We start from the raw sequence: 18,430 nt of genomic DNA on the forward strand, positions 1-18,430 counted from the left end.
CCACCTCACCGCGCGGCAAGGGCGTGGGCGGCCTCGATCGCGGCGAGGGCATCGGGGCGATCGCGCTCCATCGCTTCGGCCAGGAACTGCGCAATCTGGGCGGACCGTTGCGCCACCGCCGCCTGCGCGTTTGCATCCTTGCGGCAATGGCCCGGGGTCGAATCGCGCCAGGTGCGCGCGCCGGGCAGGCGGTGGGTGAGAGCGGCGTCGGCACCAGGCAGGGCGATCCGCCGCTCTGCCACCACGGTGACCGTCCGCTCGCATCGCTCGCTGCCTTGGCGGGTGGGGGCGCTCATGCCTACGGACTTGTGCCGCGCCTGGGTCTGCGCGTGATAGGTCACATCATAGCTGTTGCCGCGATGGACCACCTGCGTGCTGGCTGGCAGCGGCTGCACCGCGTGGCAGCGGCTGCACCGCGGTGGCGGCCAGTGCCATGATCCCGAGCCAATCGATCATTCTCGCTCTCCCATTTCACATGGGGCGCCAGGCCCCTTGCAGAAGAGCTAGCGTGCATCGGCTTGCAGCGTGTTTCCCGATGGTGAGATTTTCTGGACGAGGCGCGCAAAAGATGGCGGCGGCGGCCATGAAAAAACCCCGCCGAAGCGGGGCTTTTCAAGGGTTTCCGATGGTGGGCGTAGCAAGGATTGAACTTGCGACCCCTACGATGTCAACATAGTGCTCTACCACTGAGCTATACGCCCGCACCATCGAATGTCCGTCAGCCTCTCGGCGTCGGGAGCGCCCCACTAACCGCGCCGCCGGGGCTTGGCAAGGGGGCAAATCCGGATTTTTTATGCCGCGTCGGCAAAGATGCGGTCCACTTCCATCACCAGGTCGCGCAGGTGGAAAGGCTTGGACAGCACGCGCGCCTGCGGTGCTTCGCGGTTGGCCTTGAGGGTAACGGCGGCAAAGCCGGTGATGAACATCACCTTGGTGCCCGGGCTGATTTCGCTGCAGCGCTGGGCGAGTTCGATCCCGTCCATTTCGGGCATGACGATGTCCGAGAGCAGCAGGTCGAATGTCTGGCTTTCGAGCAGGGGAACCGCGGCGGTGCCGCGATCGACGGCGACCACGCTGTAGCCGGCGTTTTCCAAGGCGCGGGCAAGGTAGGTGCGCATGGCCTCTTCGTCTTCTGCCAGCAGAATGCGGATCATGTTACCTTTCTGATTTTCCATGTCGTTTTCCAGATGCACCCGGCCCGTGCGCCACGCCGTGACCGGCGCGGGCATCCGGCCGGGGGGCTGCTATAGCGCCCGGCGGGTTAACAATCTTCGGCCAGCATCATCGGCGTGATCGATGCTGGCCGTGGCAGCAGTTTTGCCCAGATGCGCTTTTGACAGAACTGGCAAAGCATTGCAGCCAATGATGATGGATGCAAACGATCGTCCCGCAACCGATTCGTGCCACCCTGGGGCAACGCCAGGCGGCACCGACCCGGTTTCCCCGGTAATCCACAGCGAAGGCGGCACGATTCCGGGAGAGGATGGCCCGGCCTTCGTGCTGCAAAGGGCCAACCCTGCGCCGATTCCGGTGATCCTGGCCGTGCCCCATGCCGGGCGGTCCTATCCCGCCGGGGTGTTGGCGGCGATGCGCCAGCCGGCGCAGGCGGCGCGGCGGCTGGAGGATCGCCTGGTCGATCTGGTGGCACAGGCCGTGGCGCGGCACACCGGGGCGGCGCTGCTGGTGGCGCGGGCGCCGCGCGCGATGATCGATCTCAACCGCGCGCCGGATGATCTTGATCGCGAGATGATCGTGCCCGATCCGGCCATGGCGGATTTTCCGCCGCTGCCGCGCGGGCCCATGGCGGCACGCCGGGCGCATAGCGGGCTGGGGCTGGTCCCCCGCCGGCTGGTGGGGTTGGGCGAAATCTGGCGCCAGCGCACCCCGGCGGCTGAAATCCAGGCGCGCATCGCGCAAATCCATCTGCCCTATCACCAGGCCCTGGCCGACGCGCTGGCTGATCTGGCTGCACGCTGGGGGGCGGCGCTGTTGATCGACCTGCACTCGATGCCGCCGCTGCCGCGTCGCGATTCGGCCGAGGCGCCACCCACCTATGTGCTGGGCGATCGCTTTGGCGCGGCTTGTGCAGGCGGGGTGATGGGCACCGCCTTTGCCCATCTGGCCAGCTGCGGTGCGCGTGCCGCGCACAACCGGCCCTATGCCGGCGGCTATGGCCTGGAGCGCCAGGCCCGGCGCGAGGCGGGCATTCATGCCATGCAGGTGGAAATCGATCGCAGCGCTTATCTCGATGCCGCATTGGCAGAGCCGGGCGAGGGGCTGGCCGACGTGGTGGAAACGATGACCGGCATGGTGCGGGCGTTGGCGGCCGATGTTGCGGCCATGGGCCAGGCGGCGCAACGCTGGCCCCGCGCGGCGGAATAGCGACCGGCCCAAACTCCCCAAGAAAAAACCACCTGGAGACAAGCTCCAGGTGGCCAAGGTTCAGGGAGGAGGTGCACCAAGTGCACCAATCAGATCGGGCCATGAGGGGAGCGCCGACCTGATGTGATGAAGATAGGCAACACTTTCCGGCCATGCAAGGGGGTGATGCAGAAATTTATTGCATTTACCGTGAATCTTTGTTTGCTGCGCAGCCCTTTCCTGAACGGCAAATACACTTGGCGTTAAGCATGCGGCCAAGCTCGGGTGATTCCTCACAATTTGTGACACCGGCGCGCGTCAGGATGAAGACAGACTTGCGGGCAATCCACGAAAAAGCCCCCGCCGTTGCCGGCAGGGGCTTGTCTGATTCGGCGCTTTAACCCGGAGCAGGGCGGCCGGCGTACCGACCGCCCTGCTGGATCAGAGTGCGGGCACTGCCACCGGAGCGGGGGCCTTGCCCTGCTCGGCCTGGATGCCGAAGATCGTGCTCATCAGGTCGAGCGAGAAGATGTGCGCATAGAGCAGCGGCAGCAGGCCGCTCTGGGCCCAGCCGCGCAGCACGTCGCCACGGATTTCGCGCAGCTTTTCCTGATTCACCATCTGGAAGCCGCGATAGATGAACGGCTGGTCCACACCGGTCTGCTGAATGGCGACTTCGCCTTCCATCAGCAAGTTGTGCTTCTTGAGTTCATCGATGAATGCCTGCGTACGCTGGCCGGCCTGTTCGAACTGCTCGCAGAACTGCAGGGCCTGCTTGGTGGCTTCGCTCGGCTGGTCGCCGTCGAACAGCGGTTCGCCATCTTCGAATTCGCCGACCAGGCCGCTCGACGGATCGAAGCACAGCGACAGGTCGTCGCTGTCGGGCATCAGCTTGGCCAGCATGAAGGGATAGCGGCGGGCATAGGCCGGCAGATAGACCGGCTGGTCGATCTTGCCTTCTTCGTTGACGAAGACGTTGACGCCTTCGTTCAGGCCCATCAGCGCCAGCGGCACGGGATTGTCACCCGAGGCGAAGATGATGGGGAAGTGACGGGCCGCCTGCGGGAACTCTTCCACGGTCAACGGGATGGCGTGCTGGCCGATCAGCCAGGGTGCCGACTGGGCGCCGCGCGCGCGCCACGTGGCGTGGTCGCGCGTGTTAAGGGGCATGAGGTCCTGGTAGAACAGGGGCAGGTTGGCTTGCGGCGCGCTGGCCATGAACTCTCTCCGAAAACAATAACGGGCCCGTGGCCAGCACGGGCGCGCGCTGGGCATAAGGCCTCAACCCGGCAGTGACAAGCGCAAGGCCGCGCCGGACTGGGGGTTTATCGGCCAAAACGTTCCCGATTCGGTATCGGGCTGGAATCGGCCGCCCCCGGCGCGGGTGTCAGATCAGCTTGCCGGGGTTCATCAGCCCCTGCGGATCAAGCGCCTGCTTTACATGGCGCAGGATGGACAGCGCCACCGGATCGCCCAGCCGCGCCAGTTCATCGCGCTTCAACTGGCCGATGCCGTGCTCGGCCGAGATCGAGCCACCCCAGGCCGTGACCATGTCGTGGACCTGGCGGCTGATCGCCTTGCCGTCGCCCGCTTCCCAGCTGGCGCGGTCGACCCCTTGCGGGGCGATCACGTGGAAATGGATATTGCCATCGCCGAGGTGGCCAAATCCGACGGCGCGGGTGCCGGGCCACTGCGCCTCGAACTGGGGCACCGCTTCCTCGACGAAGGCGGGCATCTTTTCCACCGGCACGCTGATATCGTGCTGGACCGCCGGGCCCAGCGCGCGTTCGGCCGGCGCAATGGATTCGCGCAGGTTCCAGAATGCCTCGGCCTGGGTTTCGTTGGCAGCCATGGTGGCATCGTCGATCAGCCCGGCCTCAAACGCTTCTTCCAGCACGCGCTGGGCCAGGTCGGGCAGGCGTTCGGCACCATCGGCATCGGCGACCATTTCGATCAGCACGTGCCAGGCGTGGTCTTCGGCCAGCGGCTGGCGCGCGCCGGGCAGATAGTCGCGCACCGCGTCAAGGCTGTGCTGGGGCATCACTTCGAAGCCTTCCAGCGCCTGGCCGGCCAGACGTTCGGCCAGCAGCAACAGTTCACGCGCCTTGGGCAGGCTTTGCGTGCCGGCCCACAGCACTTCGCGCGCCGCCACGGCGGGCTCCAGCTTGAGCGTGGCGGCGGTGACCACGCCCAGCGTGCCTTCCGATCCGATCAGCAACTGCTTGAGATCGAAACCGCGGTTGTCCTTCTTGAGCGGCACCAGCTGGTTGAACACGGTGCCATCGGGCATCACCGCCTCGAGCCCCAGCACCAGCGCGCGCATCGAGCCATGGCGCAGCACCTGCGTGCCGCCGGCGTTGGTGGAGATCAACCCGCCGACCGTGGCCGAACCCTTGCCGCCCAGCGACAGCGGGAAGCGCAGGCCCTTGGCTTCGGCCGCCTCGTGCAGCACTTGCAGGATGACGCCGGCCTCGCACGTGGCGCTGCGCGTGGCGGTATCGACGCTGCGGATCGCATTCATGCGGCGCAGCGAGAGCACCACGGCGTGGCCGGTCTCATCCGGCGTGGCGCCGCCAGACATGCCACTGTTGCCGCCCTGCGGCACGATCGGCACATTGTGCGCCGCGCACAGGCGCACCAGGCCGGCTACTTCGTCGGTCGTGGCGGGCGAGGCCATGCCCAGGGCACGACCGGTAAAGCGCTGGCGCCAGTCGGTCAGCCAGGGAGAGATCGCATCGGGATCGGTGGTAAAGCCCTTCGCGCCCAACAGGGCAGCGGCGGCTTCCAGGAAAGGCGCGGTTTCCGCGCGGGGTGCAAGCGTTTCGACCATGGCCTCCGGCTACGCCGCTGCGCGCCGCGCAGCAATTCCTTTTTCATCGTGGCCGGGTTAAGGCGTTGTTCAAGCGCTGGCTGCAAGGCACAGTGCCTGCCTCTTGGAGGCTTGTCGGTTCGGGCCAGGTGCCAAGGGGGGCGCTAAGGTCACGGACATGAGGGATCGTTGGTTTTTGCCGATTTGCTGATGCCTGGTCTGGTCCATCCCTTGTTGGCCATGGCGGCGCTTGCGAGCGTTGCCATCGGGCCTGACGCCGTGAGCACGGCGCCGGCTGGTGCAGTCGCTTCTGCGCCGGTCAGCCAGGCCATGCCCGCCGCCAGCCTGCCCCAGCCGCTGCGCGATGCCGCATCGGGCCCGATGAGCCAGGCTGCGCCAGACCTGCTGGATGATCCCGGCGCGCTGGCCGATGGCCTGGCCGATGAAACCTGGCGCCAGGTGCGCATCGAGCAGCGCCTGATCATCCGCATTACCCCCGGCATCATGGGCCGCGACATGCCGCCGCCACCGCCCATGCCCCAGCCCATGATGGTGCTGCGTGGGCGCCATGGCGGGGGGTGCGTGGCGCTGGGCGGGATCGCGGCGATCGCGCCGTCTTCGTCGGACAGCCAGATCGTCCTGCTGCTCAGAGACCGTCGCCAGGTTGTCGCCAGCCTGGAAAAAACCTGCAATGCCCGCGATTTCTATGTCGGTTTCTATGCCGAAAGAAGCAGTGATGGGATGCTCTGCACCGGGCGTGACGTGATCCATTCGCGTGCCGGGGCCAGTTGCATGATCACCCGCCTGCGCGAGGTGGGCCGCTGAGTGCGCAGGCACATGCGGCTTTCCTTGACTTTCCGGCAGGTTTCGGCATAGCGGGCCCGCATTGAGTGTCGGGTCGCAAGTGGCCCGTACCGGTGGCCTTGCATCCAGGGTGGCGGCACACGCACGGTGTCTCGTTGCCAGGCTGGCGGGCCATCCTGCTTTCGGAACATAACCTGCATGAAGTTCGCCGATCTCGGCCTCTCTGATGAATTGCTTAAGTCGGTCATCGACGCCGGCTATGACGAGCCGACTCCGATCCAGGCCCAGGCCATCCCCTCGGTCTTGATGATGCGCGACATCATCGGCATCGCCCAGACCGGCACCGGCAAGACGGCCGGCTTCGTGCTGCCGATGATCGACATTCTGGCCCACGGCCGGCGCCGCGCCCTGATGCCGCGCTCGCTGATTCTCGAGCCGACGCGCGAACTGGCTGCGCAGGTTGCCGAAAACTTTGAAAAGTACGGCAAGAACCACGATCTCAAGATGGCCCTGCTGATCGGCGGGGTGCAGATGGGCGATCAGGTCAAGGCCCTGCAAGACGGTGTCGACGTGCTGATCGCCACCCCTGGCCGCCTGATGGACCTGTTCGAGCGCGGCAAGATCCTGCTCACCGGCTGCGAACTGCTGGTGATCGACGAAGCCGATCGCATGCTCGACATGGGCTTCATCCCCGATATCGAATCGATCTGTTCCAAGCTGCCGTCGCAGCGCCAGACCTTGCTGTTTTCGGCCACGATGCCGCCGCCGATCAAGAAGCTGGCGGATCGCTTCCTGTCGAATCCCAAGTCGATCGAAGTGGCGCGCCCGGCCAGCACGAACATCAACATCGTGCAGCACAAGGTGAAGGTGGCCAGCCGTGCCAAGCGCGAGGCGCTGCGCCACCTGCTGCGCACCGACAACGTGAGCACCGCGATCGTCTTCTGCAACCGCAAGACGACCGTGCGCGAACTGGCCAAGAGCCTAAAGAGCCATGGCTTTTCCGCGGGAGAAATCCATGGGGACATGGATCAGTCGGCGCGCAACGCCGAACTGCAGAAGTTCAAGGACGGCGTGATCAACATCCTCGTGGCGTCTGATGTCGCCGCACGCGGGCTTGACGTGAAGGGGGTGAGCCATGTGTTCAACTTCGACACGCCGTGGCACCCGGACGATTACGTGCACCGCATCGGCCGCACCGGCCGTGGCGGCGCCACTGGCCGTGCGTTCACGCTGGTCAGCCCGGAAGACGCCGAAGCGATCGACAATGTCGAAAAACTGACTGGTGGCGCGATTCCGGTGATGACGCTGGATATCGGTGCCGCCGCAGAAGCGGACGAGCGCCCGGCGCGCAAGAGCCGCGACAAGGCCGAAAAGCCGCAGCGCGCGCCCAAGGCGGAAAAGGCCGCTTCCGAAAAGCCCACCCGCCGCAAGAAGGACGCTGCCCCGGCGGCAGAGGACACCCCGGCGCACACCGAAAGCGCCCGGGAAGAGCCCCGTCGTGATGCCCCCCGTCGTGATGATAATCGCCGCGACGACTATCGCCGCGACGATTACCGGGCTGACGCTGGCCGTAGCGATTCCGGCCGCCAGGGCGATCGTCGCCGCGAATACCGCAGCGAGCCGCCCAGCCCGCCGGGCGAATGGAACGGCCCGATCCCCAACTTCCTGCACGTTTCCGCGCTTTGAGCCAGGTCGCGCCGGCTTGATCCGGCGCGTACTGGCCCCAGCGGCCTGGGCCTTTGGGGCAAAGAAGCGAAATATCGCGGCATTTCATCAAGCTGTCACGTAATCCGGGATGAAGGGGCACAACCCCTTCCTGCCAGGACCAACGCCATGCAGTTTCACCGCCGCCAGATCATCAAGACCGCCATGTTCGGCACGGGCGCCTTGCTCCTGCCCGATTGGGTGCGCGCCGCCGACCTGTTGGGCGCGCGCGGGTTTACCCATGGCGTCGCCAGTGGCGAGCCCGGCGCGCACGAGATCCTGCTGTGGACACGCTATGTGCCCACCGACGGCGGCGTGGCGGATGTGGCGGTAGAGCTTTCCGAGACTCCCGAATTTGCCCGCGCGATGGCCGCCGGCACGATGCAGACCGGCCCGTGGCGGGATCACACCGTCAAGATCGTCGCCACTGGCCTCACCCCGGCACGGACCTATTACTATCGTTTCATCGCGCCCGATGGCAGCAAATCGCCAGTCGGCCGTACCCGCACGCTGCCGGCCGATGGCCAGCAGCCGTGGCGCGCTGCAGTGTTTTCCTGTTCCAACATGCCGTTCGGCTGGTTCAATGCCTATGCCCACGCCGCGCGCAACGATGCGTTCGATTGCACCATTCACCTGGGCGACTATTTCTATGAATACGCGCCCGGCCACTATCCGCTGCCCAAGGATAGCCTGGCCGGACGCACCGTGCTGCCCGATGCCAACACGGTGCATGTGGCCGATTATCGCCTGCGCTATGCCAGCTATCGCGCCGATCCCGATCTTCAGGCGCTGCACGCCCGCTTTCCGATGATCGCGCAGTGGGACGATCACGAAAGCGCCAATGACAGCTGGGCCGGCGGCGCGCAGCACCACGACCCCGCCACCGAAGGCGATTGGAACGTGCGCAAGGACGCCGCGATGCAGGTCTATCGCGAATGGATGCCGGTGAGCGAGGCGCCGTGGAAGGCCTATGACATCGGCGGCCTGGCCACGCTGTTCCGCACCGAAACCCGCCTGCTCGGCCGCACCCAGCAGCCCGATGTGGCGCCGCTGTTCCAGGCGGCCGATCCCATCGCCGCGCTCAAGGCATTCCGCGATGGCGCCTGGCAGGACCCGGCCGCCACGATGATGGGCAGCGAGCAGGAAGCCTGGCTGGCCAGCGCGATGCAGGCCTCGGTCAAGAGCGGGCGGCCCTGGCAGATCGTGGGCTTTGGCACGATCATGGGCGAAACGGTGATGCCGGCCACGGCGCAGGATTGGGTGCGCGGCCAGTCGGAACAGGCCGCCCGCTATGTCGGCAGCGGGATCATGGCGGCCAAGCTGGGCCTGCCGTTCAATTACGACAACTGGGGCGGCTATCCGGCGGCGCGTGCCCGCTTCCTGCGCAGCGTGCAGGCGATGGGCGGCAACACCGTGGTGATCTCGGGCGATAGCCACAACGCCTGGGCCTATAACCTGCGCCAGGATGGCCAGGCCACGGCAGTGGAATTTGCCGGGCATTCGGTAACCTCGCCCGGCTTCGAACACGATGTCGGCGTGGCGCCGCAAACAGTGGCAGCGGGCCTGGTAGCGGCCAATCCCGAACTGGCGTGGTGCGATACGGCGCAGCGCGGCTACATGGCGCTGACTGTCACGCCGCAGGCAGTAACCAACGAATGGGTGATGATGGACACGATCGACCAGCGCAACGCGGCCGGCCGGGTGGGCCATCGCGCCACCGTGCGGCCGGGCCGCCACGCGATGGACGCGTGATCACCGCCTGATCTGCTTGGGCATCAGAAACACGACATAGCCCTTGAACTGCGGCTCTCGGGCCAGGTCAGGGGGCGGCGTCCAGGCGCCGCCCTCGGCCAGGGCCACGCGGAACGGCAGCGGGAAATGCGCCATCTTGCGGAAATAGGCATCATAGCCGGGGATCGTGGTGCGTCCCTGATAGGTTTGCACCACCACTTCATCGATCACCGGCTTGAGCCGTGCCAGCGCGGCAGGGTCGCCATTGGCACTCCAATCCATCAGGCCAGTGATCGACAGGCGCCAGGGGCGGGGCAGGTGGCTGCGCGCATCGGCCAGGAACGCGCCATAGCGATCGAGCCCCTGCGTGGCGGCATCGAAATCGATCTGCAGGCCCGCGAGATGGTTGCCGGCGGCCTGCCAGCGCTCCATGTCGGCCACGATCACCGCCCAGGTGCGTGGTGAACCAGGTGCGTGGTGAAAGGTGGAGCCGATCGATCCGCACCACCAGCCACAGCTGGGCATCGGGCAGGCGTGGCAAGCCGGCGCGCAGCCGGGTGAACCGCGCCGGGCCGGGCCGGCGGCGCACTTCGCCATCGAGCAGGTAGAGCGTGTGCGCGGTCAGGTCTGCGGCGGGCCGCACACCCGGCCAGACATAGAACGCGTCAAAGCCATGGGGATCGACCGCCGGGCCTTGCGCCTTGGCTGCCTGGGTGGCGTCGGTGGCCGCCGGGGCGGGCTGCTGCCGGTTGCAAGCCGATAGCAGGGCCAAGCCGGCCAGGATGATGGCCTGGCGCTTCACCAGTAATAGCGCAGGGACTTGGCCCAGCGGCTTTGTGGATAGCGGGCCTTGAGTTCATCGTACCAGGCCTTGCGCTGCGCCTTGGGTACTTCCTGCGCCTGCATCGCGTCATAACTGGTGGCTGGCCCGGCGCAGCCGTTATAGCCCGATGGCGAATAGCACATTACCGCGCGATAGAGCGCGTAGGCGCGCAGGTCTGGCGCGGCGGCCTTGTCGGCAATGATCGCGGTGTAGATCGCATCGCGCCACAGCGGCGTGCCGGGGAACAGATCGCGGCCACGGCCAAGCTGGTCCACCTGATCCGACGGGGCATAAAGCGCAAAGCCGTCAAAGCCATTGAGGCGATAGAATTCGCCCAGGCACACCCGCGCTGCCGCGTTCGCCGGCGTGCGCGCCAGCGTGGCGACGGTCTGCGCCAGCGGTGGGCAGGGCCAGCCATTGCTCCATTGCCCCATGGTGAACCGCTGCGCCGGCGGTGTGCCGAGGCCGCTGCCATACCACGAGGTCAGGTCTGCCTTGGGCGCCGATGGCACTAGCGCCAGATCGCGGTCCACATCGCCATAGGCGCCGCGCGTCAAGCCCTTGTAGAGCAGGGTGAAGCGGGCAACGTTGCGCTCTTCATCGGGCCGCGTGGCATCGGTGGCAGTGGCGCGCAGCATGGACGGCGCCGCCATGGTTTGCAGCATCAACTGGCGCAGCGTAGTGTCCGATACCGGAGAGGCGCTGGCCAGGGCCTGGTCGATCCGCCCGTCGCGCTGCCAGCGCAGCGCCAGGCCGAGCTGTGCCAGCTGGCCCTGCCACAGCCCCTTGGCGCCACCCAGCAACTCCCGCCAGAAGCCAGCCTCGTTGGCGTCGTGCGCCTTGGCCAGGGCCATGCCGCGCAAGACCTGGCGGCTGAACGCCAGCGGGGTATAGGAGGGCGCGCGCGCGGCATCGGGCAGCCGCGCCAGGATCGTGCGCGGCGCCTCGCCGTCATAATAGCTGCGCGTGGCATCGAGCAGGCCATAGAGATCGCCGTCCCCGGCAAAGGCTGGTGCCTGCGCCGCGAGGGTGGTGGCGGCAAGCGGCATCGGCTTTGCCGGATCGCTGGGCCGCATCGCCTTGAGATCGGCGATCGCCATGAGCAGCGGCGTCTTTTTCGCGGCCATGATCGCCTGGACGCCCTCGTCACGCTGCAACAGGGCGTTGTCGATTTCCTCGGCAAGATCGGCGGCCGCCTCGCTGCTGCCCGGCGTAGCCCGCAGCATGGCTTCATAGCGGGCGGCGAGTGCGGCGTCCTGCCCGGTCAGCCACAGCACCCGGCGGCGCAAGCCTTGTGCCGATGCGGCATAGCGCCCTTGCGGATAGGCCTTGAGATAGGCGTCAATCGCCGCGCCCGCCGCCTGGGCCTGCGCCTTGTCGACTTTGTCCAGGCCGGCAAAATCGCCGTACTTGTCGATCGCGCCGGCCACCGCGCTGCGCAGCGCGACACGGATCTTCATGTAGCTGGCGGTTTCACGCAGCCAAGGGGAGGCGCTGGTTTCCAGGGCAGCAAAGCGGCTGCGCGCGCTTGGATAATTCCCGCGATAGAAATCGTCGGCGGCAGCCAGATACTCCAGGTACTTGCCGGCCAGAACATCGGGAAACGCCGTTGCGGGCAAGGGGTCGGTGCAGCCGACCTTGGCGCGCATTGCCATCAAGGTGTCACGATAGCCCTGCGGTATATCGTCGGCCGCCATGGCCGCCGCAAAGGCATCCTGCGCCGTCTTGGGCGGGGCGCATTGGGCGGCGGTCGTGTCGCTGGCGGCCGGCTCCGGCTCGGGCGCTTGCGGCCACAGTGTTTCGCGCAGGCCCCGCCAGCTGAAGAACACGTGGCCAAGCTGCTGGTCATCCCATTCCGGCTTGGCATAGGCCAGACCCGCCTCGCTCGCCGGGGCGAGGCTGCGGATCAGCAGCAGCAGGTTGATCCGCGTATCGTTGCCGGGATTGAGCATCGCGCGGCCTTCGCAGGCATAGTCTGGCGAATCGAGCCGCCAGACCGGCGAGCACGAGCTATCCGCGCAGGCCCAGGCAACCGTTGCCGCAAGGCCGCTCGCCCCGGCCAAGGCCGCCACCCACGCCGCGCCACGCTGCCATGCCCGCATCTCTATCCCCCTGTGGCCCGATCTCAGGCTGGTTTCACGAAGCTGTCGAGCACGCGCTTTTCACCGGCGCTGTCGAACTGAATTTCCAGCTTGTTGCCTTCCTGGCTGGAAATGGTGCCATACCCGAATTTGTCGTGAAACACCCGCGCGCCCACCGCCAGATCGGCGCGTGGCTTGCTGGCAAAGCTGGCGGCGCTGCGCGTGTTTTCGGCAATCTTGCGGGGCTTGGGATCGAACATCTGCGCCGCGGCGCGCTGCCAGCCGGGGCCGCGCGTGCTGGCCTTGGCGGGGTGATTGCGCGCCACGTCGGCAAAGGGATCGCTCGCCTCGCTCCAGTTGGCCCGCCACATCGATGCCCCGCCCGACAGGGTGGTTTCCTGCTCGATATGGTCCTCGGGCAGTTCCTCGATAAAGCGCGAGGGGATGGCGCTGGTCCACTGGCCATAGATGCGGCGGTTGGCGGCATTCAGGATGGTGCAGCGCCGCCGCGCGCGGGTGATCGCCACATAGGCCAAGCGGCGCTCTTCCTCCAGGCTGGCAAGGCCGCCTTCGTCGAGCGCGCGCTGCGAGGGGAACACCCCTTCTTCCCAGCCCGGCAGGAACACCTGGTCAAACTCCAGGCCCTTGGCGGCGTGGATGGTCATGATCGTGACCTTGTCCTCGTTGGCCTGGGCCTCGTTGTCCATCACCAGGCTTACGTGTTCCAGGAAATCGCCCAGCGTCTCATACTCTTCCATGGCGCGGACGAGTTCCGACAGGTTTTCCAGCCGGCCATTGGCCTCGGCGGTCTTTTCGGCCTGAAGCGCGGCGGTATAACCGCTTTCATCCAGGATCGTGCGCGCCAGTTCGGCCGGCGACAGCGTGGCGACCTGTTCGCGCCAGCGCAGGAAATCGCGCACCAGCGCCGCCAGCGTGTTGCGCGCGCGGGCCGGCAGTTCGTCGGTATCGGTAATGTCATAGGCGGCGCGCAGCAGCGGCACCTGGTTGGCGCGGGCAAAGCGGAACAGCTTTTCCAGCGTCTTGTCGCCCAGGCCGCGCTTGGGCGTATTATAGATCCGCTCGAACGCCAGATCGTCTGATGGCTGCCCCACCAGGCGCAGATAGGCCAGCGCATCGCGGATTTCGGCGCGCTCGTAAAAGCGGAAGCCGCCAACGATGCGATAGGCGAGGCCGATCTGGATGAAGCGGTCTTCGAACTCGCGCGTCTGGAACTGCGCGCGCACCAGGATCGCCACGCGATCGAGCGGGCAGCCCTCGCGCTCGAGCCGCTCGATCTCCTCGCCCACGCGGCGCGCTTCCTCGGGCGCGTCCCACACGCCGATCACGCGCAGCTTGTCGCCGCCGTCGCGCTCGGTCCACAGCTGCTTGCCCAGCCGTTGCGCGTTTTCGGCGATCAGGCCCGATGCCGCGCCCAGGATATGCGGGGTGGAGCGATAGTTCTGCTCCAGCCGGATCACCTTGGCGCCGGGAAAATCCTTTTCAAAGCGCAGGATGTTCGCCACTTCCGCGCCGCGCCAGGAATAGATCGACTGGTCATCGTCGCCCACCACGCAGATATTCTTGCGCACTTGCGCCAAGAGCCGAAGCCACAGGTACTGCACCGCGTTGGTGTCCTGGTATTCGTCCACCATGATATAGCGGAAGCGGTCCTGCCAGCTTTCCAGCACATCGCGGTGCTGGCGGAAGATCACCAGGATATGCAGCAGCAGATCGCCGAAATCGCAGGCGTTGATGGTGCGCAGCCGGTCTTGATAGAGCCTGTAGAAATGCGCGCCACGGCCATTGGCATAGGCTTCGTTTTCCCCGGCATCGAGATCATCCGGTCCCAGCCCACGGTTCTTCCAGCGATCGATCAGCCCGGCGAGCTGCTTGGCCGGCCAGCGCTTGTCATCCACGCCTTCGGCCTGGATCAGCTGCTTGAGCAGGCGCAACTGGTCATCGGTGTCGATGATCGTGAAAGAGCTGGTCAGCCCGACGAGTTCGGCATGGCGGCGCAGCATCTTGGCCGCGATCGAATGGAACGTGCCGAGCCACGGCATCCCTTCCACTGCCGGCCCGATCAGGTGCCCCACGCGCTCGCGCATCTCGCGCGCGGCTTTGTTGGTAAAAGTCACGCACAGGATCTGCGACGGATAAGCCAGGCGCTGGCGCAGCAGATTGGCCAGGCGCGCGGTGAGCGCGGCGGTCTTGCCGGTGCCGGCACCCGCCAGCATCAGCACCGGGCCATCGGTGGTCAACACCGCCTCGCGCTGCGGCGGGTTCAGGCCTGACAGCCAATCGGGCTCGTTGCCTGCAAGGGGGCCGGAGGGAGAGTGGGGAGAAGGGGGGGCAAAGCTCGTCACGGTGGAACAAGTAGGGAACCGGGTGCGCAGGCGCAAGGCGGATTTGCCCATTCGCTACCGCCCAACGCCTCGGCCAAAGCAGCCCATTCATCTGTCATACATCAACAAAAATCACCGCTTGCCGCACACACGGGGCAAGTCGAGCGTCTGATCGACACAATATCACGTCTGGCCGAATGCGCGGAAACGAAATGACAGGATCGGGCGTAACTTGGGCAATTCGGATCTTTGGAACAGGAGAAGATCTCCATGCGAAAGATGATTTTCATCAGCGCTCTGGCGCTCTCGACCGCTTCGCTGCCCGTTGCTCTCCATGCTCAGGCAGCAGCCAGCCCGCCGGCTGCCGCAACCCCGGCTGGTCCGTTCTCGATGACGACGGAACAGAAGGGCCAGTACGACGGCTGGCCGGCCGATCTCAAGGCCAAGTATGATGCATGGCCGTCTGCCCAGCAGGAATACTTCTGGTCGCTGAATGCGGACCAGCAGAAGGGCTGGTGGGCGATGAATGACACCCAGCGCGGCCAAGTCTATGCCATGACGCCTGACCAGCGCGCCCAGATCTGGCCGTCGATTGTGGCCCAGGTTCAGGGCCGGGCGTCGGCTTCGGCATCCGCTTCGGCAGCGGGCAGCACCCCGCCGGCTCCCACCGCTGACTCGAACAGCAGTGGCATGTCGGGCGGCATGGCGGCCAACACCGCCGCAGCGCCTGCCCCGGCCCCGAGCGGCGATACCGGCATGGACAGCGCAGCGACGGCCAGCAGCAGCAGCCAGTATGCGTCCAACGCTGACGCCACGCCCAAGAAGTATCCCGTGTGCTCGCGCACGGTGACGGATAGCTGCCGCAACCGTGGCGGTGTCTGAACCAAACAAGCCCTGAAGGGTCGCAAATCTGTTGCCTTGGCAACGGGGAGGGGGCGCCGGGAAACCGGCGCCCCTTTTCGCGTCAGCGCCGCGTGTCAGGCCGCCAAATCGATTGCGCGCTTGACAAGGAAGGGGCCGGCGGGAACGTCGCGCAGATCATGACCGCGCCCTCCCATCCGCTTCGCCAGAACGCCCGCATCCTTGCCGCCAGCCTGGTTGGCACGGCGGTGGAATTCTATGATTTCTATATCTACGCGACGGCGGCGGCGCTGGTCATCGGGCAATTGTTCTTTCCGGCGCAGGCACCCGAAGCGCAAGTGCTGCTCTCGTTCATGACCTTTGGCCTGGCATTTTTTGCCCGGCCGGTTGGGGCCATCGCGTTCGGCCATTTCGGCGATCGGGTCGGGCGCAAGTCCACGCTGGTGGCCAGCCTGATGCTGATGGGCGGCTCGACGATGCTCATCGCGTTCCTGCCTACCTATGCCATGGCCGGGCCAGTGGCGCCGGCGCTCTTGTGCCTGCTGCGCTTTGGCCAGGGCTTTGGCCTGGGCGGGGAATGGGGCGGCGCTTCGCTGCTGGCGGTGGAAAACGCGCCAAAGGGATGGGAGGCACGCTTTGGTGCCGCGCCGCAATTGGGGGCGCCGCTGGGCTTCCTCTTTGCCAACGGGCTGTTCCTGATCCTGGGCATGACCTTGCCCGAAGCCGCCTTTGCCAGCTGGGGCTGGCGCGTGCCGTTCCTGGCCAGCGCGGTGCTCGTGCTCCTGGGCCTGTGGGTGCGGCTCAAGATCGGGGAAACCGCCGCGTTTCGCGCCGCGCAGGAAGCCGCGCCGCCGCCCAAGGTGCCGGTGGGCCGCCTGATGGCCGATCATCCCGGCGCGGTGCTGGCCGGGATTGCCGGCGTGGTCGCCTGCTTTGCCATCTTCTATCTGGCCACCACCTTTGCCCTGTCGTTCGCCACGACCAAGCTGGGCTATGCCAAGCAGGAATTTCTGGCGGTGCAGCTGGCGGCCAATTTCTTCCTGGCGGCGGGCATCGCGCTCGCCGGCTGGTGGGCGGACAAGCGCGGGCCGGCAGCCGTGCTGCGCGTCGGCGCCGGGTTGACCGCGCTGGTCGGCCTGGTTTTCGGGGTGGGGCTGGGCTCGGGCCATCTGCCGCTGGTATTCGCCACGCTGGCACTCGCGCTGTTCGTGATGGGGCTGGTCTATGGCCCGCTCGGCGCCTGGTTGCCCACGCTCTATGCCGTGCCAGTGCGCTACACCGGGATTTCGATCGCGTTCAACGTTGGCGGGATCATCGGCGGGGGGGCGGCGCCCCTTGCCGCCCAGGCGCTGGCCCAGCGCGGCGGCACGGCCAGCGTTGGCCTGTTCCTGACGGTGGCCGGGGCGGTGACGCTGGCCGGTGTGGTGTTTGCGCCCAAGCCGGCGCGATAAAGGGCTTCGACAGGCTCAGCCCGAACGGATTTCAACAACGTGACCCGTTCGCCCTTAGCTTGTCGAAGGGCGCAAAGCGCTGACCGTCAGTCCTTGGTTTTCAGGCGCAGCAGTGTCAGGCGGGCCTTGCCCACCTTGCGTTCGCTTTCCACTTCGCAGGCCTTGATCTGCGGCACTTCGTCGGCGTGGGTTTCGAGGGAAACCCAGGTGCCTTCGCCGATCCAGCCCAGCCGCACCAGCTTGTCCACCGCCACGGCGCCGGCACCGGTGCCATAGGGCGGATCGAGCAGGATCAGGTCGAGCGGCTCCTTGACCGGGCCGAGCGACAGCACGGACGAAGCGCGCACGTCGGCCTGGCCCTGCACGCGAAAGGCGGCGAGGTTGGCGCGGATCGCGCGGATCGCCGCGGCGTCCTGTTCCACGAACAGGCAGTGGGCCGCCCCGCGTGACAGCGCTTCCAGCCCCAGGGCGCCCGATCCGGCGAACAGATCGGCCACTTTGAGGCCTTCAAAATCGCCCAGCCGGCTGGCCAGCATCGAAAACAGCGTTTCGCGCGTGCGGTCAGACGTGGGGCGGGTGGTGTCTCCGGCGGGTGCGTTCAGCTTGCGCCCGCGCCATTGCCCAGCAATGATACGCATTCGTTCAATTTTCCGATTTGGGCTGGGCGAAGTTGGTCGGGGCAGGGCTGGTCTTGAGCGTCTTGCGGAAGCGCTCGACCAGAACCTGCGGCACTTCCTCGGCTCCGCCGCGCGGCAGGTCGGCCAGCTCGAACGGGCCATAGGCGATGCGCAGCAGGCGCGAGACCTGAAGGCCCAGATGCTCGAGCACGCGGCGCACTTCGCGGTTCTTGCCTTCGGTCAGGGTCATTTCGATCCACTGGTTGCGGCCGGTGCGCCGCTCCATGTTGGCGTCGATCTGGCCATAGCGCACGCCTTCGATCTCGATGCCCTCGATCAGCTCTTCCAGGCGGTCTTGCGAGATATCGCCAAAGGTGCGGGCGCGGTAGGTGCGCGGGATGCCGGTCGCAGGCAGTTCCAGCGCGCGCTTCAATTCGCCATCGTTGGTCAGCAGCAGCAGGCCTTCGGTATTGAGGTCGAGCCGGCCCACCGGCATCACGCGCGGGGTTTCGGGGGGCAGCGCGTTGCGCAGCGCGTTGTAGATCGTGGGCCGCCCGGACGGGTCGCGCTCGGCCGTGATCAGGCCGGCCGGCTTGTGAAAGCGGAAAACGCGGGTGGGGGCGGCGGCTGCGATCAGCCGGCCATCGACACTCACGCCCTTGAGGTTCTTGAGGATCGTGGCGGGCGTGGTGACCAGTTCATCGTTGAGGCGCACGCGCCCTTCGGTGATCAGGCGCTCCACTTCGCGGCGCGAGGCAACGCCGGCGCGCGCGAGCAGCTTGGCAATGCGTTCGCCCTCGCGGCCATCTTCGCGCGGCTGGGCAGGGGTGGGCGCGGGGCGCGCCG

At 66.7% G+C, this 18,430-nt stretch carries 15 protein-coding genes and 1 tRNA gene; 6 read left to right on the forward strand and 10 right to left on the reverse strand.

Features of this window, described 5'->3' with window-relative positions; genetic code table 11:
- Window positions 1-5: 5 nt before the first annotated feature.
- The 3 genes from H926_RS0100475 to cpdR all read right to left on the reverse strand — a co-directional run bounded on the left by H926_RS0100475 (window position 6) and on the right by cpdR (window position 1,154).
- Complete coding sequence (locus H926_RS0100475) at window positions 6-395, reverse strand: hypothetical protein (protein ID WP_022674546.1); 390 nt, start codon at window positions 393-395, stop codon at window positions 6-8.
- A gap of 231 nt (window positions 396-626) precedes the next feature.
- Window positions 627-701 (reverse strand) — tRNA-Val (locus H926_RS0100480).
- Between the two features lie 90 nt (window positions 702-791).
- The gene (gene cpdR, locus H926_RS0100485) at window positions 792-1,154 is read right to left on the reverse strand and encodes a cell cycle two-component system response regulator CpdR (protein WP_028657389.1); all 363 of its coding nucleotides are present in this window, start codon (window positions 1,152-1,154) and stop codon (window positions 792-794) included.
- Window positions 1,155-1,362: 208 nt separating this feature from the next.
- Here cpdR and H926_RS0100490 point away from each other — a divergent pair, with 208 nt between their 5' ends.
- Window positions 1,363-2,382, forward strand: coding sequence for an N-formylglutamate amidohydrolase (locus H926_RS0100490; protein WP_022674548.1), 1,020 nt, complete (start codon window positions 1,363-1,365; stop codon window positions 2,380-2,382).
- Window positions 2,383-2,802: 420 nt separating this feature from the next.
- Here H926_RS0100490 and H926_RS0100495 read toward each other — a convergent pair whose 3' ends face one another.
- A complete protein-coding gene (locus H926_RS0100495) occupies window positions 2,803-3,579 on the reverse strand; it encodes a SapC family protein (protein WP_022674549.1) in 777 nt (258 codons plus the stop codon).
- A gap of 169 nt (window positions 3,580-3,748) precedes the next feature.
- Entirely contained in the window at window positions 3,749-5,191 is a 1,443-nt protein-coding gene (locus H926_RS0100500) for an FAD-binding oxidoreductase (RefSeq protein ID WP_022674550.1), read from the reverse strand.
- A gap of 258 nt (window positions 5,192-5,449) precedes the next feature.
- Between H926_RS0100500 and H926_RS0100505 the strand changes: the two genes are divergently transcribed.
- The 3 genes from H926_RS0100505 (at window position 5,450) to H926_RS0100515 (ending at window position 9,430) form a co-directional block, all read left to right on the forward strand.
- The gene (locus tag H926_RS0100505) at window positions 5,450-5,995 is read left to right on the forward strand and encodes a hypothetical protein (RefSeq protein WP_148291583.1); all 546 of its coding nucleotides are present in this window, start codon (window positions 5,450-5,452) and stop codon (window positions 5,993-5,995) included.
- A gap of 177 nt (window positions 5,996-6,172) precedes the next feature.
- Window positions 6,173-7,660, forward strand: coding sequence for a DEAD/DEAH box helicase (locus tag H926_RS0100510; RefSeq protein ID WP_022674552.1), 1,488 nt, complete (start codon window positions 6,173-6,175; stop codon window positions 7,658-7,660).
- 147 nt (window positions 7,661-7,807) lie between these two features.
- Entirely contained in the window at window positions 7,808-9,430 is a 1,623-nt protein-coding gene (locus tag H926_RS0100515) for an alkaline phosphatase (protein WP_022674553.1), read from the forward strand.
- On the opposite strand, the gene H926_RS34385 is transcribed toward H926_RS0100515, so the two are convergent.
- The 3 genes from H926_RS34385 to H926_RS0100530 all read right to left on the reverse strand — a co-directional run bounded on the left by H926_RS34385 (window position 9,431) and on the right by H926_RS0100530 (window position 14,727).
- On the reverse strand, window positions 9,431-9,934 hold the full coding sequence (locus H926_RS34385; RefSeq protein ID WP_237740950.1) for a DUF3142 domain-containing protein: 504 nt from the start codon (window positions 9,932-9,934) through the stop codon (window positions 9,431-9,433). It lies immediately after the preceding gene.
- Between the two features lie 273 nt (window positions 9,935-10,207).
- The gene (locus H926_RS24870) at window positions 10,208-12,334 is read right to left on the reverse strand and encodes a hypothetical protein (RefSeq protein WP_022674554.1); all 2,127 of its coding nucleotides are present in this window, start codon (window positions 12,332-12,334) and stop codon (window positions 10,208-10,210) included.
- Between the two features lie 23 nt (window positions 12,335-12,357).
- Window positions 12,358-14,727, reverse strand: coding sequence for an ATP-dependent helicase (locus tag H926_RS0100530; protein WP_082208927.1), 2,370 nt, complete (start codon window positions 14,725-14,727; stop codon window positions 12,358-12,360).
- A 198-nt stretch (window positions 14,728-14,925) separates the two neighbouring features.
- Between H926_RS0100530 and H926_RS0100535 the strand changes: the two genes are divergently transcribed.
- Entirely contained in the window at window positions 14,926-15,537 is a 612-nt protein-coding gene (locus tag H926_RS0100535) for a hypothetical protein (protein WP_022674556.1), read from the forward strand.
- Between the two features lie 158 nt (window positions 15,538-15,695).
- Window positions 15,696-16,967 carry an MFS transporter gene (locus H926_RS0100540; RefSeq protein WP_192816536.1) on the forward strand — a complete coding sequence of 424 codons (1,272 nt, stop codon included), beginning with the start codon at window positions 15,696-15,698 and terminating at the stop codon, window positions 16,965-16,967.
- Window positions 16,968-17,053: 86 nt separating this feature from the next.
- Here the strand turns inward: H926_RS0100540 and rsmD are convergent, their stop codons facing one another.
- Together rsmD and H926_RS24875 are read right to left on the reverse strand one after the other, a co-directional pair.
- A complete protein-coding gene (gene rsmD, locus H926_RS0100545) occupies window positions 17,054-17,605 on the reverse strand; it encodes a 16S rRNA (guanine(966)-N(2))-methyltransferase RsmD (protein WP_022674558.1) in 552 nt (183 codons plus the stop codon).
- Between the two features lie 4 nt (window positions 17,606-17,609).
- Window positions 17,610-18,430, reverse strand: an 821-nt coding sequence (locus tag H926_RS24875; protein ID WP_022674559.1) for a pseudouridine synthase, incomplete at its 5' end; no start/stop codon positions are given.

This window comes from Novosphingobium sp. B-7 (genome assembly GCF_000410615.1).
In the GTDB taxonomy this organism is placed as follows: domain Bacteria; phylum Pseudomonadota; class Alphaproteobacteria; order Sphingomonadales; family Sphingomonadaceae; genus Novosphingobium; species Novosphingobium capsulatum.

Coding starts and splice junctions, on each gene's coding strand:
- cpdR (WP_028657389.1), bottom strand. CDS start 1,154: ATGATCCGCATTCTGCTGGCAGAAGACGAAGAGGCCATGCGCACCTAC.
- H926_RS0100490 (WP_022674548.1), top strand. CDS start 1,363: ATGATGATGGATGCAAACGATCGTCCCGCAACCGATTCGTGCCACCCT.
- H926_RS0100495 (WP_022674549.1), bottom strand. CDS start 3,579: ATGGCCAGCGCGCCGCAAGCCAACCTGCCCCTGTTCTACCAGGACCTC.
- H926_RS0100500 (WP_022674550.1), bottom strand. CDS start 5,191: ATGGTCGAAACGCTTGCACCCCGCGCGGAAACCGCGCCTTTCCTGGAA.
- H926_RS0100510 (WP_022674552.1), top strand. CDS start 6,173: ATGAAGTTCGCCGATCTCGGCCTCTCTGATGAATTGCTTAAGTCGGTC.
- H926_RS0100515 (WP_022674553.1), top strand. CDS start 7,808: ATGCAGTTTCACCGCCGCCAGATCATCAAGACCGCCATGTTCGGCACG.
- H926_RS34385 (WP_237740950.1), bottom strand. CDS start 9,934: ATGCCCAGCTGTGGCTGGTGGTGCGGATCGATCGGCTCCACCTTTCAC.
- H926_RS24870 (WP_022674554.1), bottom strand. CDS start 12,334: ATGCGGGCATGGCAGCGTGGCGCGGCGTGGGTGGCGGCCTTGGCCGGG.
- H926_RS0100530 (WP_082208927.1), bottom strand. CDS start 14,727: ATGGGCAAATCCGCCTTGCGCCTGCGCACCCGGTTCCCTACTTGTTCC.
- H926_RS0100535 (WP_022674556.1), top strand. CDS start 14,926: ATGCGAAAGATGATTTTCATCAGCGCTCTGGCGCTCTCGACCGCTTCG.
- H926_RS0100540 (WP_192816536.1), top strand. CDS start 15,696: ATGACCGCGCCCTCCCATCCGCTTCGCCAGAACGCCCGCATCCTTGCC.
- rsmD (WP_022674558.1), bottom strand. CDS start 17,605: ATGCGTATCATTGCTGGGCAATGGCGCGGGCGCAAGCTGAACGCACCC.